The 13,640-nt window shown below is 39.7% G+C and carries 14 protein-coding genes; 2 read left to right on the forward strand and 12 right to left on the reverse strand.

The window, feature by feature from the left end:
• Positions 1–73: 73 nt before the first annotated feature.
• Positions 74–1,780, forward strand: coding sequence for a bifunctional ornithine lipid synthase OlsF (olsF, locus tag CWB62_RS00970; RefSeq protein ID WP_138528720.1), 1,707 nt, complete (start codon positions 74–76; stop codon positions 1,778–1,780).
• A gap of 50 nt (positions 1,781–1,830) precedes the next feature.
• On the opposite strand, the gene dapE is transcribed toward olsF, so the two are convergent.
• Entirely contained in the window at positions 1,831–3,027 is a 1,197-nt protein-coding gene (gene dapE, locus CWB62_RS00975) for a succinyl-diaminopimelate desuccinylase (protein ID WP_138528722.1), read from the reverse strand.
• A gap of 261 nt (positions 3,028–3,288) precedes the next feature.
• Between dapE and CWB62_RS00980 the strand changes: the two genes are divergently transcribed.
• The gene (locus tag CWB62_RS00980) at positions 3,289–3,942 is read left to right on the forward strand and encodes an OmpW/AlkL family protein (RefSeq protein WP_138528725.1); all 654 of its coding nucleotides are present in this window, start codon (positions 3,289–3,291) and stop codon (positions 3,940–3,942) included.
• 35 nt (positions 3,943–3,977) lie between these two features.
• On the opposite strand, the gene CWB62_RS00985 is transcribed toward CWB62_RS00980, so the two are convergent.
• The 11 genes from CWB62_RS00985 to CWB62_RS01035 are packed head-to-tail and all read right to left on the reverse strand — an operon-like array spanning position 3,978 to position 13,621.
• Positions 3,978–4,379, reverse strand: coding sequence for a DUF2802 domain-containing protein (locus CWB62_RS00985; protein WP_058403486.1), 402 nt, complete (start codon positions 4,377–4,379; stop codon positions 3,978–3,980).
• A 17-nt stretch (positions 4,380–4,396) separates the two neighbouring features.
• Positions 4,397–4,894 (reverse strand): chemotaxis protein CheW, encoded by a 498-nt coding sequence (locus CWB62_RS00990; RefSeq protein WP_058403487.1) that lies wholly within the window; start codon positions 4,892–4,894, stop codon positions 4,397–4,399.
• Between the two features lie 24 nt (positions 4,895–4,918).
• Positions 4,919–5,713: a chemotaxis protein CheW gene (locus CWB62_RS00995; protein WP_138528727.1), complete on the reverse strand. Its 795-nt coding sequence runs from the start codon at positions 5,711–5,713 to the stop codon at positions 4,919–4,921.
• Positions 5,714–5,716: 3 nt separating this feature from the next.
• Complete coding sequence (locus CWB62_RS01000; protein ID WP_058403489.1) at positions 5,717–6,487, reverse strand: ParA family protein; 771 nt, start codon at positions 6,485–6,487, stop codon at positions 5,717–5,719.
• Positions 6,488–6,499: 12 nt separating this feature from the next.
• Positions 6,500–7,459, reverse strand: a complete 960-nt coding sequence (locus CWB62_RS01005; protein ID WP_138528729.1) for a flagellar motor protein MotB — start codon at positions 7,457–7,459, stop codon at positions 6,500–6,502.
• 1 nt (position 7,460) lies between these two features.
• Positions 7,461–8,225, reverse strand: a complete 765-nt coding sequence (locus CWB62_RS01010) for a flagellar motor protein (RefSeq protein WP_058403491.1) — start codon at positions 8,223–8,225, stop codon at positions 7,461–7,463.
• Positions 8,218–9,366 (reverse strand): protein-glutamate methylesterase/protein-glutamine glutaminase, encoded by a 1,149-nt coding sequence (locus CWB62_RS01015; RefSeq protein ID WP_138528731.1) that lies wholly within the window; start codon positions 9,364–9,366, stop codon positions 8,218–8,220. Before CWB62_RS01015 ends, CWB62_RS01010 begins: the two co-directional genes overlap by 8 nt.
• 58 nt (positions 9,367–9,424) lie before the next feature.
• Entirely contained in the window at positions 9,425–11,686 is a 2,262-nt protein-coding gene (locus CWB62_RS01020) for a chemotaxis protein CheA (RefSeq protein WP_138528733.1), read from the reverse strand.
• A 15-nt stretch (positions 11,687–11,701) separates the two neighbouring features.
• Positions 11,702–12,469: a protein phosphatase CheZ gene (locus CWB62_RS01025; protein WP_058403494.1), complete on the reverse strand. Its 768-nt coding sequence runs from the start codon at positions 12,467–12,469 to the stop codon at positions 11,702–11,704.
• Positions 12,470–12,487: 18 nt separating this feature from the next.
• Positions 12,488–12,871, reverse strand: coding sequence for a chemotaxis response regulator CheY (gene cheY / locus CWB62_RS01030; protein WP_008132609.1), 384 nt, complete (start codon positions 12,869–12,871; stop codon positions 12,488–12,490).
• 39 nt (positions 12,872–12,910) lie between these two features.
• Positions 12,911–13,621: an RNA polymerase sigma factor FliA gene (locus CWB62_RS01035; RefSeq protein WP_138528907.1), complete on the reverse strand. Its 711-nt coding sequence runs from the start codon at positions 13,619–13,621 to the stop codon at positions 12,911–12,913.
• Between the last annotated feature and the right edge of the window lie 19 nt (positions 13,622–13,640).

Below are 13,640 nucleotides of genomic sequence, written 5' to 3' on the forward strand. Positions count from 1 at the left end.
CTGCAAAATAACTGTCACACCCTTTTTTTACTCTATATACATGGCAACCAAGCTAAATTGCAAAGAGGTTTGTATGATCAGTGTCGATAAAGTAATTGCAGCAAATTTACCACAATTAGAAAGCTCACCAAAAGTAAAAAGCCTAGTAAAAAAGGGGTTAGGCTATTTATTGCATGAACAAGAGTTTGTTGCCTTTGCCGACACCTACCCTCATTTACAAGGGCTAGAATTTGTTGAACAAGTACTCGATGAGCTAAATTTTGATACACGTTATAAGCCAAAGCAAATAGAGCATATTCCTAGCGAAGGTAAATTAATTATTGTTGCAAACCATCCTATAGGCTCTTTAGATGCGCTTGCATTAATTAAAGTGATCTCAAGCGTAAGAAAAGATTTAAAAGTTGTCGCAAACCGTATGCTTATGTCGGTAACCCCTATGCATGATTTGCTTTTACCTGTAAATAATTTATCAGGCACAAGTAAAAAACAAGAGCTTTATAATATTCACCAGCATTTAAAGAATGAGGGGGTATTATTGATATTTCCCGCCGGCGAAGTTTCACGATTAAGCCCAACAGGTATCAAAGATTGTAAATGGAACAGCGGATTTTTACGTATGGCAAAAAAAGCGAATTGTCCTATATTACCCATTTATATTAAAGCTAAGAACAGCCCGTTATTTTATGGTACTTCAATAATTTATAAACCATTAGCTAGCTTATTATTAGTAAAAGAAATGTTTAAACAACGCCAAAAATCGTTAGAATTTGAAATTGGTGCGTCTATCCCTCCTGCGTCATACCTAATAGAAAACTTGAAAGACAAAGAGGTTGTTAACTTAATTAGAAAACAACTGTACCGCCTCACAAGCAAAAAGCCGTTACCACTAAAAACACAAACACCGATTGCTGTTCCAGAATGCAGAAAAGAGCTGAAAAAAGCGTTAGAGGCGTGCCAGCTTCTGGGGAAAACACAAGATGGAATGCATATTCATCTATATCAATATACAGGTAGCTCACCTATTTTTAGAGAACTGGGTAGGTTGAGAGAAATAGCATTTAGAGCCGTCGGTGAAGGCAGCGGTAAACGCCGCGATATAGATAAATACGATATGGATTATCAACACCTCGTGCTTTGGGATCCAACACAGTTAGAGTTAGCTGGTGCCTATAGATTAGCATGTGCTAAAGAAATAATTGATAAGCATGGTCGTAAAGGGCTATATACCGATAGCCTGTTTACATACACCGATGCCATGGAACCCTATTTGGAGCAAGGAATCGAGCTTGGCCGTAGTTTTATTCAGCCAAAGTATTGGGGCCGTAAAAGTCTAGATTATTTGTGGTACGGTATTGGTGCTTTTATTAAAAGCTACCCTCAATATCGCTATTTATTTGGTGCTGTTAGCGTACCTAACACTCTAGCTGATCCAGCAAAAGCCATGCTAGTGCATTACTACCAACATTATTATAAAGCAGATGAGATACTTGCCACTCCTAATAACGAATTTAAACCCAATGAACAACAGCTCGCACAATGTGACATCATTTTTTGCAAAAACGATGTAAAAGAGGACTTTGTAGAACTCAAACATGTACTTGCTAATATGGGCGCGCAAGTACCTACGCTTTTTAAACAATACACTGAGCTATGCAAACCTGGCGGAGTGAAATTTTTAAGTTTTAGCATAGATCCCGACTTTAACAATTGTATTGACGGTTTAGTCTTAGTTGACTTACACAGTGTAAAAGAAAATAAAGCCAAACGATATTTAAGCTAATCAAGGCGAGGTGCCCCTCGGTGCTACCTACCTGCTGTTAAAAAGCGAGCTCATTTAAAATTAGTGTCATTTATAAAAATACGTGAAAGTAAATCATAATAAATAGCCTCAACTTTAATTAAGTCATCAATAGATACATGCTCATTAATTTGATGAATTGTTTTGTTTTTTAACCCAAACTCAATCACTTGAGTATGACTGTTAGCAAAAAAACGACCATCAGATGTCCCTCCGCTGGTGCTTAGAAGAGGGTAGTTTCCGGTTTGACTATGTATGGCTTGTTCCACACAAGAAATTAAACTCCAAGTACTCTCAGTGCGGGTATAATATGGCTCACATGGACGTTCCCAGTTAATCGTTATGTAACGTGAAAATTCATCCAACGAATTAATCAATATCGATTTGATTTCGTTACTGTTGTACCGATGGCTATAACGAATATTAAATGTGATTTCGCAGTGACTGGGGACTAAATTATCGACCACATTATTAGTATTTATGCCTGTGACTTGCAGTGTGGTTTTTGAGCCTGCATCATCTAAATGCCACACTTGCTCACTCAATTTGCTGACTATTTTTGCACTGATATGTGCGGCATTAATGGTATTTTGAGGATAAGCTACATGCCCTGCTTTGCCCTTTACCAAAATACGAGCCGAAAGCGCACCACGACGGCCATTTTTAATTGTATCACCAACATATGTGGAACTTGTAGGCTCGCCTACAATACACCCATCTAAAACAATCCCATTTGAAGAAAGCTTATTAGCTATTTGCGCAGAACCAAACTCAGCTTCTCCCTCTTCATCAGAGGTAATGAGCCAATAAAAAGTCCCCGCTTTTGATGATGTGTTATTTATTATTTTTTTTGTGGCACTTAGCATCGCTGCCACGCCTCCTTTCATATCAGCAGCACCTCTTCCGTAAATTACGCCATTAATTATTTTTCCGTCAAACGGAGGGCTTAGCCAATCATCATTGTCTGCGGGCACCACATCAATGTGCCCTGAAAAAGCGATACAAGGTCCTTCTTTAAATTTAACACGCGCAATTAAGTTAGTGACACCATTACTCGTAAACTTCTCACAAAAAAAACCTAGCTCGCATAACTGCTCAACTAACCAATCTATTGCGCCGGCTTGATTTGGCGTCACTGATTTAAACTGGATAAGCGTTTGTAGTTGTTTTATTAATTCGGCGTTTAACCTATGAGATATGATTGCTTGTTGTGAAGCCACTAAAGACATTTTTAACACCTTTATTACTAAGTAAGGCATTATTAAATAGTGAGAGTATGACTAAGAGATGTCAGCATTTATACATTCTGATGATTATTAATTACAAAAATTGTCAATCATTGCAGTTACAAAACAGCGTTAAAATTAATCTAAATCAATAAAACACTTTTCAATGTTCAATCATTTCTGAAACTTTGATCTAGCACAGGTTTTTCATATTTGTTAAACGCAATAATAGCGCCAATCAAAAAGTAGTTCTTGGAGAACAACATGAAAACTAAAATTAGCATTGCAATATTCACCTCTTTATTAGCACTTTCTCCGGCTGCAAACGCAGACTTCAGCGTTAATGTAGGTGCTATTAATGTAAACCCAGACAATAGCGGATCAGCAATTAACGAAGCTCCTTCATTGGGCCTAAAAGGTGACTCAAATACCCAATTGGGTATTACCTTAGATTATGCTTTTAATGATACATGGGTATTAGAATTGATTGCTGCAACACCGTTTTCTCACGATGTGAATGGAACAGGTGGCTTAGCTGGTAATAAAATTGCCAATATTAAACACCTTCCACCTTCACTGGTAGCACAATACCACTTTTTAGATACAAGCTATCAGCTTAGACCATTCATAGGTGTTGGCGTAAACTATACAACCTTTTTCGACGAACAACCTTCACAAGCACTTAAAGCAACACTTGGTACGGACGATGTAGAAGTTGAGCTTGATGATTCTTTTGGCTTGTTAGTACAAGTAGGCGCTAATTACAAAATTGATGATAATTGGGGACTACACGCTATGGTTTCTATGATGGATATCGATACAGATGCAACAGTATATGCTAATGGTTCAAAGGCATTAACATCAACTGTAGAACTTGATCCTGTGGTTGCTATGTTTGGTGTAAAGTATAGCTTTTAATATTAAAGTGTTGTGTTATGTGTGCAAAAAAGGCGCTAAGCGCCTTTTTTTTTGTGTAATGAAAACAGTAATTCAGCTTCCGCTCTGGGTAACTCGCACTCGCGTATCACCTCGTCTAAGTCAGCTCCCAATTCAACCATTTTTACAGCACGAGAATAAATTTTAGCATCAGGATCATCGTACTTTTGAGCTGACTGCTGCTGTATCAAATCTTGGTTTTGTTGTTCAACTTCAAGAACTCGCTTACCTATACTAAGTAAACCTGTTCTTAGCTCTGCAGCTTCGCTTCTGAGAATATGAATCTGCTCTGCACACTCTTTAAGCTTTTGATGCAAATCACCTGCATCACTGGTGTGTTTATTTTTAAGTGCCATAATAAGCGTTAACGATATTAATCCTATCGCTAACGCGCTTATAGCAATACTAAGTAACAGCATAGTTTATCTGGTAAAGCTTATAAATCGCTTAACTCATCCCATTCATCATCACTAAGTAATTTATTTAGATCAACCAATATAAGAAGCTCGTTATCTCGATTACACACACCTTGTATAAATTTAGCACTTTCTTCAGTACCTACATTTGGTGCACTGTCAATCTCAGAGCTACGCAGATAAACAACTTCAGATACGCTATCGGCTAAAATACCAATAACCTGCTCTTCTGCTTCAATAATTAAAATACGCGAGTTATCAGTAGCATCGGCTGCCGACAAACCAAATCGAGCGCGTGTATCAATAACGGTTACCACGTTACCACGCAAGTTAATAATGCCTATTACATAAGAAGGTGCACCGGGTACAGGAGCAATTTCAGTGTAACGCAGTATTTCTTGCACCTGCATTACGTTTACACCGTAGGTTTCCTCTTCTAACTTGAATGTAACCCATTGTAATATTTCATCATTATTATCCGCATTTTTATTTGCTGACAGTAATTTCTCTTGGTTCATGCTGTTACCCCATAATGGTCATTACTACTGACGGCTATCTAAGCCTTCTTCTAATAATGTATTTAAATTATCTACATCAATTAAAGCACACATTTTTTCTTTAATAACCCCAGCAAGCCATGGGCGCTTACTTTGATCGGTACGCCATTTTACATCTTCTTTTGTCAATGTAATGTTATTTATTAACTTTTCTGCTAATAATCCCCACTGGCTATCACCCAAGGTGATTAAATATTGATAGTCTAATGAAGCTTCAAGTTTTTCGTCGTATTTTTCTGGCATTACCCATCGCGCAGTATCGACAACATTTAATTTTTCATCTCGGTTTAGCATAACGCCTTTAAACCATTTTGGCTTACCAAATAGGTGATTTACTTCACCTAATTGGTGTATACCGCCTAAAGCTTTGAGTGGCACAGCCAACGTAAGCCCTGCAACTTCGAAAAATAATGCTTGAAATTCGCCATCAAAGTAATCTGATTCACTGTTATTTGAGAGCTTTGGCTTTGCCTCTTCGGCTAAATCAACACTTGTACTTGTTACCTCTTTTGGCGAATCTATATTTTCTTCACCAACCGTTTTTGTCTCTGTAACGTCTTGCTTATTTTTTACTACTGGTAATTGAGTGCTTAATTCTGTTTTTACTTCAACATCCGGTTTTTTAAGTCTAGGGTCCGCAGTTACATTATGTGAATCATCCGGTATATTTTCTAAAAGCTTTGCAACGGGCTCTAGATCACTCGCAAGCTCCTCTTCACAAAGCAAGGCACCTAAATACTGAGTCATTACTTTTTCATTAGCAAATAGTTGCTTACTCATTCATTAACCTTGTTCAATTAAATATTCTAATAATGCTTTATAAGCAAATACACCACGAGAACGAGGGCAAAACTCTATTGGTACCTTTTGAGCCAAACTTGCGTCTCTTAATTTTGTATCAACGGGAATAACACCAGGCCAAACTTTATCACCGTACGTTTCTTGTAAAGTTTTATAAGCCTCAAGCGATGCCTTTGTACGTTTATCGTACATTGTAGGTATTATAGTATATTCATAACTTTTCGCCTGTGAGCTCTGCATCAATTCCATTGTGCGCATCATCCTATCAAGGCCTTTAAGTGCAAGAAACTCTGTTTGTACAGGCACTAAAATTCGCTCACTGGCAGCTAATGCATTAACCATCAATACACCTAAAACAGGTGGACAATCTAAAATAGCATAGTCGTAATGTTCGCTTATTTTTGCAAGCGACTTTTTCAATATTAACCCCATGCCTGTTTTATTGCCCATACTTCTATCAAGCGTAGCAATAGCCATGGTAGCCGGCAAAATATCCAAGTTTTCAAGTGTAGAAGGGCACAGTGCTTGAAGTATTTCCTCGCTCTGCATACTGGTTCCGCGAGCAAAAATATCGTAAACACTGACTTCTAAATCTTCTGAATCAATACCAAAGTAATAGGTCAAAGAAGCATGCGGGTCAGTATCAATAAGTAAAACTCGCTTACCTTGTAATGCTAAAATTCCAGCAAGACTGACCGCAGTAGTTGTTTTACCAACCCCCCCTTTTTGGTTTGCTACAGTCCAAATCTTCACATTACATCCCAGTTACTTTTCATTACGTGTAGTAATACGTATGCCACCATGTGGTAAACGAATAATTTTTATTGTGTCATCGTCTGACGGCAACTCTACTTCTGGCTCTGGCTCTTTAATCTCAGCTGCTTGTTCTTCAGCCAGTGTATTTACTTCATTAGGCAATCCATATTTAGATAAAGCTATAACCACTTTGCGATTTTCAGCGCGCCCCTCTTCTGTATTATTTTCAGCAAAAGGTGAATATTGTCCATACCCTTCAATGGCCATTCTGGCTGAATTTATTCCTAATGATTCAAGCTCAACTAAAACAGAAGTCGCCCGAGCTACAGATAATTCCCAATTAGAGCGAAATATTTCATTTCGAATAGTTTCATCATCTGTATAACCGCGAACCCGTATATAGTTATCTACCGGTTCAATAATATCTTTAACTATTTTAACGACTTGTTTTGCTCGAGAATGTGCAACAGCACTACCGCTAGAAAACAACATACCTGAACTTAGCTCGATAATCAGCCAATCTTGATGTAATTCTAGGTTAGCCTCACCATCACGAATCTCGTCAATAAGCGCAGATTGAAGCTTTGTTAATAAACTATCGAGCGGTTTTCCTAAATATTTTTGCTGGATATTGCTCGTATCACTTTGGCCATCGAGTAACTCGGGGCCTTGCTCTTCTTTGTTTATACTTTCACCATAGAGTAATTCTTTCTCAGGCGTGACTCTATCGGTGAGTATTCCGGTACCCTCTACCCCCGTCCCTTGCTGAGAATAAACACGTGCTGATTTATCAAACACTTGCTCTAAAGAATCCGATAGAATTTGAAAGTTTTCCTCTTTGTTTATTGCAATAGCGTACATTACAACAAAAAAAGCAAACATGATGGTCATGTAGTCAGCATACGACACCAACCAGCGTTCTGTGTGCTGACTTTTTTGGGCCGAGCGACCCAAACGTCGACGCATCATTTTATGCGTCCACTAGGTTTGGCCGCTCAACACGGTAAGCTTCAAGCTTTAACTCTATATTCATAGGGCTTTGGCCATCGCTAATTGCAATGATACCTTCAGCAAGCATTTCGTGGTAAAGCATCTTTTCTTCTACACGTTGCTTAAGCTTATTTGCCATGGGTAAAAATAATAAATTAGCCAACCCCACGCCGTATATCGTCGCAATAAAAGCAGTAGCAACTCCAGCACCTAGTAATTGGGGGTCAGTAATAAAAGACATTGCTTGAATAAGTCCAAGCACGGCCCCTAAAATACCTATGGTAGGACTATAGCCGCCCATTGCTTCGTAAACCCGAGCCGCTTCAAGTAAGCGTTCGCGTTCTAATAATAAGTCTATCTCAAGTGTATCTCTGAGTTTTTGTTCTGAACCACCATCAACTAATAGGCTGAGCCCCTTTGCGGCATAAACATCTGAATGCGTTAATGCCTCATCTTCTAGTGCTAAATAGCCCTCTTGTCTCGCTTTATGCGACCAACGTTTAACCTGTTCAATCGCATCATCAATATCATAGCTTGGCGTAACAAATACCCAGTGACTCATTCTAAGCATTTTTTTAAAAGTACTGGCAGATGTTTGAAGCATGACAGCACCTAAAGTACCACCTAGTACAATAATGAGTGCCGGACCATTAAAAAGCGCTGCAATCACACCACCTTCTAGATGATAGCCTATTGCTATAGCACTTAGTGCAACTATTAACCCAAGTACGGAGAGCTTATCCACAACCGGTTTCACTTTTTATCCGCGTTGCAATATCATCCAGCGCTAAACTCTCACTTGAAAGTCCCGCATTAGCAACAGCTTGTGGCATACCATAAACAACACAGCTTTTTTCGTCTTGTGCCCAAATAGTAGCCCCAGTTTGTTTTAACATTCTCGCACCATCTCGACCATCGGCGCCCATGCCAGTTAAAATAATTGCTAATACATCGCCTTGAAAAGCTTTAGCTACACTTGCAAACGTTACATCGACGCTAGGCTTATAAGTAATTCGCTCGCTATTATCTTCAAAAACACGCAATATTTTTGAACCACCTCGTCCTTCAACCATCATTTGTTGACCGCCCGGCGCTAAATAAGCAGTTCCTGGGTCTAACCGATCACCTTGTTGTGCCTCTTTTACTTTTATTTTGCACAAACCATTTAAGCGAGCTGCAAATGCCGGTGTAAAAGCAGCGGGCATATGCTGAATGAGTAAAATAGGATGCGGGAAATTAGCTGGTAATTGCGTTAGCACATTTTGTAAAGCAACTGGGCCACCCGTAGACGTACCAATTGCGACTAATCTATATTGCTTTCCACTGGCACGAGAAGGAAGTGAGCTCTGTGTTTTGGTTAATGATGGTTCAGGGGTTGAACGCTGAAAACTTCTATCCGGTTGCCTGATGGAAGATGTGCTACTTCTTTGAGGTACCGCACGTGTTGCGGGTTTAGAATACGACACTGGCTTAAAAGTTCTGGGAATGCGTCTATTGCCAATTTCTTTAACTTTAGCTTGGAGAAGCTTTATGGCATCTTCATTATTACGTGCTATGTCTTCAAACTTTTTAGGCAGAAAGTCCATCGCCCCCGCATCAAGAGCATCGAGTGTGGCTGTTGCGCCAGCACGGGTCAAAGAAGAAAACATTAAAATTGGTGTAGGATTGCTGGCCATTATTTCTTTAACCGCGCTAATACCATCAAGCACTGGCATTTCTACATCCATTGTGATCATATCAGGACGCAGTTGGGCCGTTTTTTCAACAGCTTCTCTGCCATTTATGGCAAATCCAATTACTTGTATGTCGCTGTCTTGCTCAAGAATTTCGCTTACTCTGCGACGAAAAAAGCTTGAATCGTCAACAACTAAAACTTTTACGGCCATTTAACTCTCTTATTAAATTTCTATGCAGGCACACTTAATTGTGTGCCTGCTTTATGATTTAGCCTGCGTAGTGTTTTAACATATTGGGAACATCTAAAATAAGTGCAATTCCACCATCTGACGTAATAGTTGCACCTGCCATACCAGGAGTGCCTTGAAGAAGTGCATCAAGGGGCTTTATTACAACTTCTTCTTGCCCTATTAAGGAGTCAACGACAAAACCAACCTGCTGAGTACCTATTTGAACAATAACAACATGGCCTTGAGCTTTGCGCTGAGTACGATCTGCTCCTTTAACTAACCAATGCTCAAGATAAAACAGCGGTATTGCTTTTTTACGTACAATGATCGTTAGTTGACCATCAACTACATTTGTTTTGGTTAAATCTAAGTGAAATATTTCACTAACACCAGCCAATGGTAGTGCAAATGTTTGTTCACCAACTACAACCATTAAGGTAGGTAATATGGCAAGTGTTAGCGGTACTTTAATTTCTAAAATTGTACCAACACCTAGCTCTGACTGAATACTCACTGAGCCATTAAGTTGAGTGATTTTAGTTTTTACAACATCCATACCCACACCACGCCCTGAAATATCAGAGATCTCTTCCTTAGTAGAAAATCCTGGTGCAAATATTAAATTGTACGCTTCGGTATCTGATAAACGGCTCGCTTGATCGTGATCTAAAACGCCTTTACTGATTGCAATTTTTTTGAGCTTCTCAGCATCCATACCCGCACCATCATCTTTGATAGTTAACAAGATATGGTCGCCTTCTTGCGAAGCTGAAAGCGTGACATTACCCGTTCTAGGTTTGCCAGCTGCTTCACGAGCTGCTGGCATCTCTATTCCGTGGTCAACTGAGTTTCTAACTAAGTGAACAAGTGGATCTGCAAGTGCCTCAACCAAGTTTTTATCTAAATCAGTTTCTTCACCAACAAGCTGTAAACTAATATCTTTATTTAAGCTTCGTGCTAAGTCACGAACAACGCGAGGGAAGCGGCCAAATACCTTTTTAATTGGCTGCATTCGCGTTTGCATTACTGCGCCTTGGATATCAGCCGTCACAACATCTAAGTTAGAAATGGCTTTACCCATTGCTTCACTTTCTGAGTTTGTTGCTAAACTTACCAACCTGTTACGAACAAGTACAAGCTCACCCACCATATTCATTATTTGGTCTAGGCGTTTTGTGTCAACTCGGACTGTTGTTTCTGCTTGAGGAGGAGCTGGTTTTTTCACAGCTGCAGGCGCTGGAGCAGGCGCTGCTTTTGCTGCTGGTTTTTCTGCAGGCTTTTGCACTGGTTTTGGCGCAGCAGCTTTTACAGGTTCAGGCTTTTTAACAGGCTCACTTACCTTAGCCGCGGGTTTTGGCGCTGGCTTAGACTCTGAAGCTGCAGGACTCTCTATTGATTTAGGGGCGCCGCTGCCATGAAGTTCATCTAGTAAAGCCTCAAATTCATCATCACTAATTTCATCATCGCTAGTATTACTTGCCGATGTATTTGTTGATGCCGTTGCAGTATTTTCTACTGGATTATTACTTGCTGGTTGCTCTTTTGCAGGCTCACTAGCGGCAACAGCGCCAAAGCTTCCAACGCCATGGAGTTCATCAAGTAGATTATCAAACTCATCATCTGTAATGTCTCCACTGACATCACTGCTACTTGGCGAACTTTCAGCTATTGGGCTTTGACCTTTCCCGTGTAGCTCGTCAAGTAGGTTTTCGAATTCATCTTCTGTTATTTCATCTATCTGAGTTTCTTCATCGCTTTGCGCAGCTGAACCGCCGCTAAATAACTCATCAAAGGCAAATGGGTCTTCTTCATCTGCTGATGAAGTTTCTTCTGCCGCAGGCGTTTCTAAAGCTTCATGTTGAGGCTCATCTGCCGTGTCAAATGGAGATTCACCAGCAAGCTCTTCCTCTGTTGGAGGCAAGCCCAGTTTGTGAAGAACTTCAAGTAGTTCGGGATCGGCAGGCTCAGGTTTATCGCGGTTTTGAATGGTAGCAAACATCTCGTTAATAGTGTCGAGTGCCTGCAAAATCACATCCATTAACTCAGAGTTAACTGTTCGTACACCCTGTCTGAGTAAATCGAATACATTTTCTGCACCATGACATGCGTCAACTAACTCCGTCATGGCTAAAAACCCAGCACCACCTTTTACAGTGTGAAACCCTCTAAATATGGCATTGAGTAATTCGGTGTCTTCTGGATTGTTTTCCAGCTCAACTAACTGTTCAGATAAAAGCTCTAGGATTTCTCCTGCCTCTACAAGAAAGTCTTGTAAAATATCTTCATCGACTTCAAACATGCAGTTACTCTCCTCTTAGAAGCCCAAACTTGATAAAAGATCATCGACTTCATCTTGATCAGATACAACATCATTACGTGATTCTTTATCAATAATAGGGCCTTCTGGACCTGCTAAAGTTTGTTCGTCTAATGGTTCATTTGTTTTTTGTTGTTCTATTTTTTCGACTTTACCGTCGTTTTGATCAGCAAAGGCAGTCAAAAGATGGATCAAGCTTTCTTCAACTTCTCTAACAAGCTCAATAACCCGGCGAATAACTTGCCCGGTTAAATCTTGATAGTCTTGCGCCATAAGTACATTTGTCATCAAACTTTGCAGCTCATCGGTTTTATGATGAGAATTGTTCATAAACTTATCAATGCTGTGGCATAACGATTTAAACTCTCCTAACTCAATCTCTCGATTCATTAGGCGATCCCATGTCGGTTTGATATGAGATATCTCATCCGCCAACTGCTGAGCAATTGGTAGGCTAGCCTCAACAGCATCCATTGTTTTATTTGCGGCATTTTCTGTCATTTCTATAACGTAATTAAGCCGTTTTTTTGCATCTGGAATCGCATCGGTAGTTAAGTCAGTTAAGCGAGTGTCTAGCTCGAAGCTTTTTAAAGCTTCATGCAATTGACGGGTTAACTTTCCAACTTCAGCAAATATTTCAGATTGCTCCTTAGAAGCAGTATCTAAAATTAACTGATTGGCTTTGTCTTGCTCACCGTTTTCTAGATAAACAACGAGCTGACGAGCTTGTTCTAAAGTTATTTGAGGCGCAGCAAGTGCTGACATAAGCCTCTCCCCCTATCATTAGCCTAAACGTTCAAATACTTTTTCTAATTTAGTTTTGAGTGTTCCAGCAGTAAATGGCTTAACAATATAACCATTAACACCTGCCTGTGCTGCCGCTATAATTTGTTCTTTTTTAGCTTCAGCCGTTACCATCAATACCGGAATGTGTTTAAGCTTATCATCCGCACGTATTGCTCTTAGCAGGTCTATACCCTGCATTCCTGGCATATTCCAATCGGTAACAACAAAATCAAATACTTGATTTTGTAGCATTGGCAAAGCGGTTGACCCATCGTCTGCTTCTTGAACATTAGTGAAACCTAAGTCACGCAACAGATTTTTAATAATACGTCTCATTGTTGAAAAATCGTCAACAACCAGAATTTTCATGTTTTTATCCAAAACATCCCCCAGTGAGGTCTTAACCTTGTTTACTTACTACTAATTTATCCAGTCATTGATTTTAGCTTTGAGCTTAATCATCGCCTGACCATGTATTTGACTTACACGCGATTCGCTTACATCGAGTATATGCCCTATTTCTTTTAAATTCATTTCATCGTTATAGTACAAAGACAGCACCATTGCATCTCGCTCTGGCAAAGATTTTATCGCACCTAATAAAGACTCATTAAACCGCTCATTTTTAACGTTATTAAACGGTTTGTCTAGCGCTAAATCTTGATCAACTGGACTGATGACATCCTCGTCGACACCAAGGTCTTCTATACCTAGTACTTTACTTGCATTTACATCGTTTAAGATATGATGGTACTCATTTAACGAAATTTCAAGTTTTTCAGCAACTTCTATATATGTAGGCTCACGGCTTAAGCTTTTTTCTAAAAAAGCAATTGTTTCAGCCACCAAACGGCTTTTGCGATGCACCGAACGGGGTGCCCAATCGCCGCGTCGCATTTCGTCAAGCATTGCGCCACGAATACGAATCCCTGCAAACGTTTCAAAGCTGGCGCCTTTGGTTGCATCAAAGCTCTTAGATGCTTCAATCAGGCCAATCATGCCTGATTGTATTAAATCGTCCAGCTGAACGCTGGCAGGTAAACGCGCTATAAGGTGACATGCCACTTTTTTGACGAGTGATGCATGTTTTTCAACAATCACATTTAAATTTTGTGCTGATTGATATCCCATAACTTTATTCACCAATGTT

It is taken from the genome of Pseudoalteromonas sp. S408, assembly GCF_005886645.1.
Classification (GTDB): Bacteria; Pseudomonadota; Gammaproteobacteria; order Enterobacterales; family Alteromonadaceae; genus Pseudoalteromonas.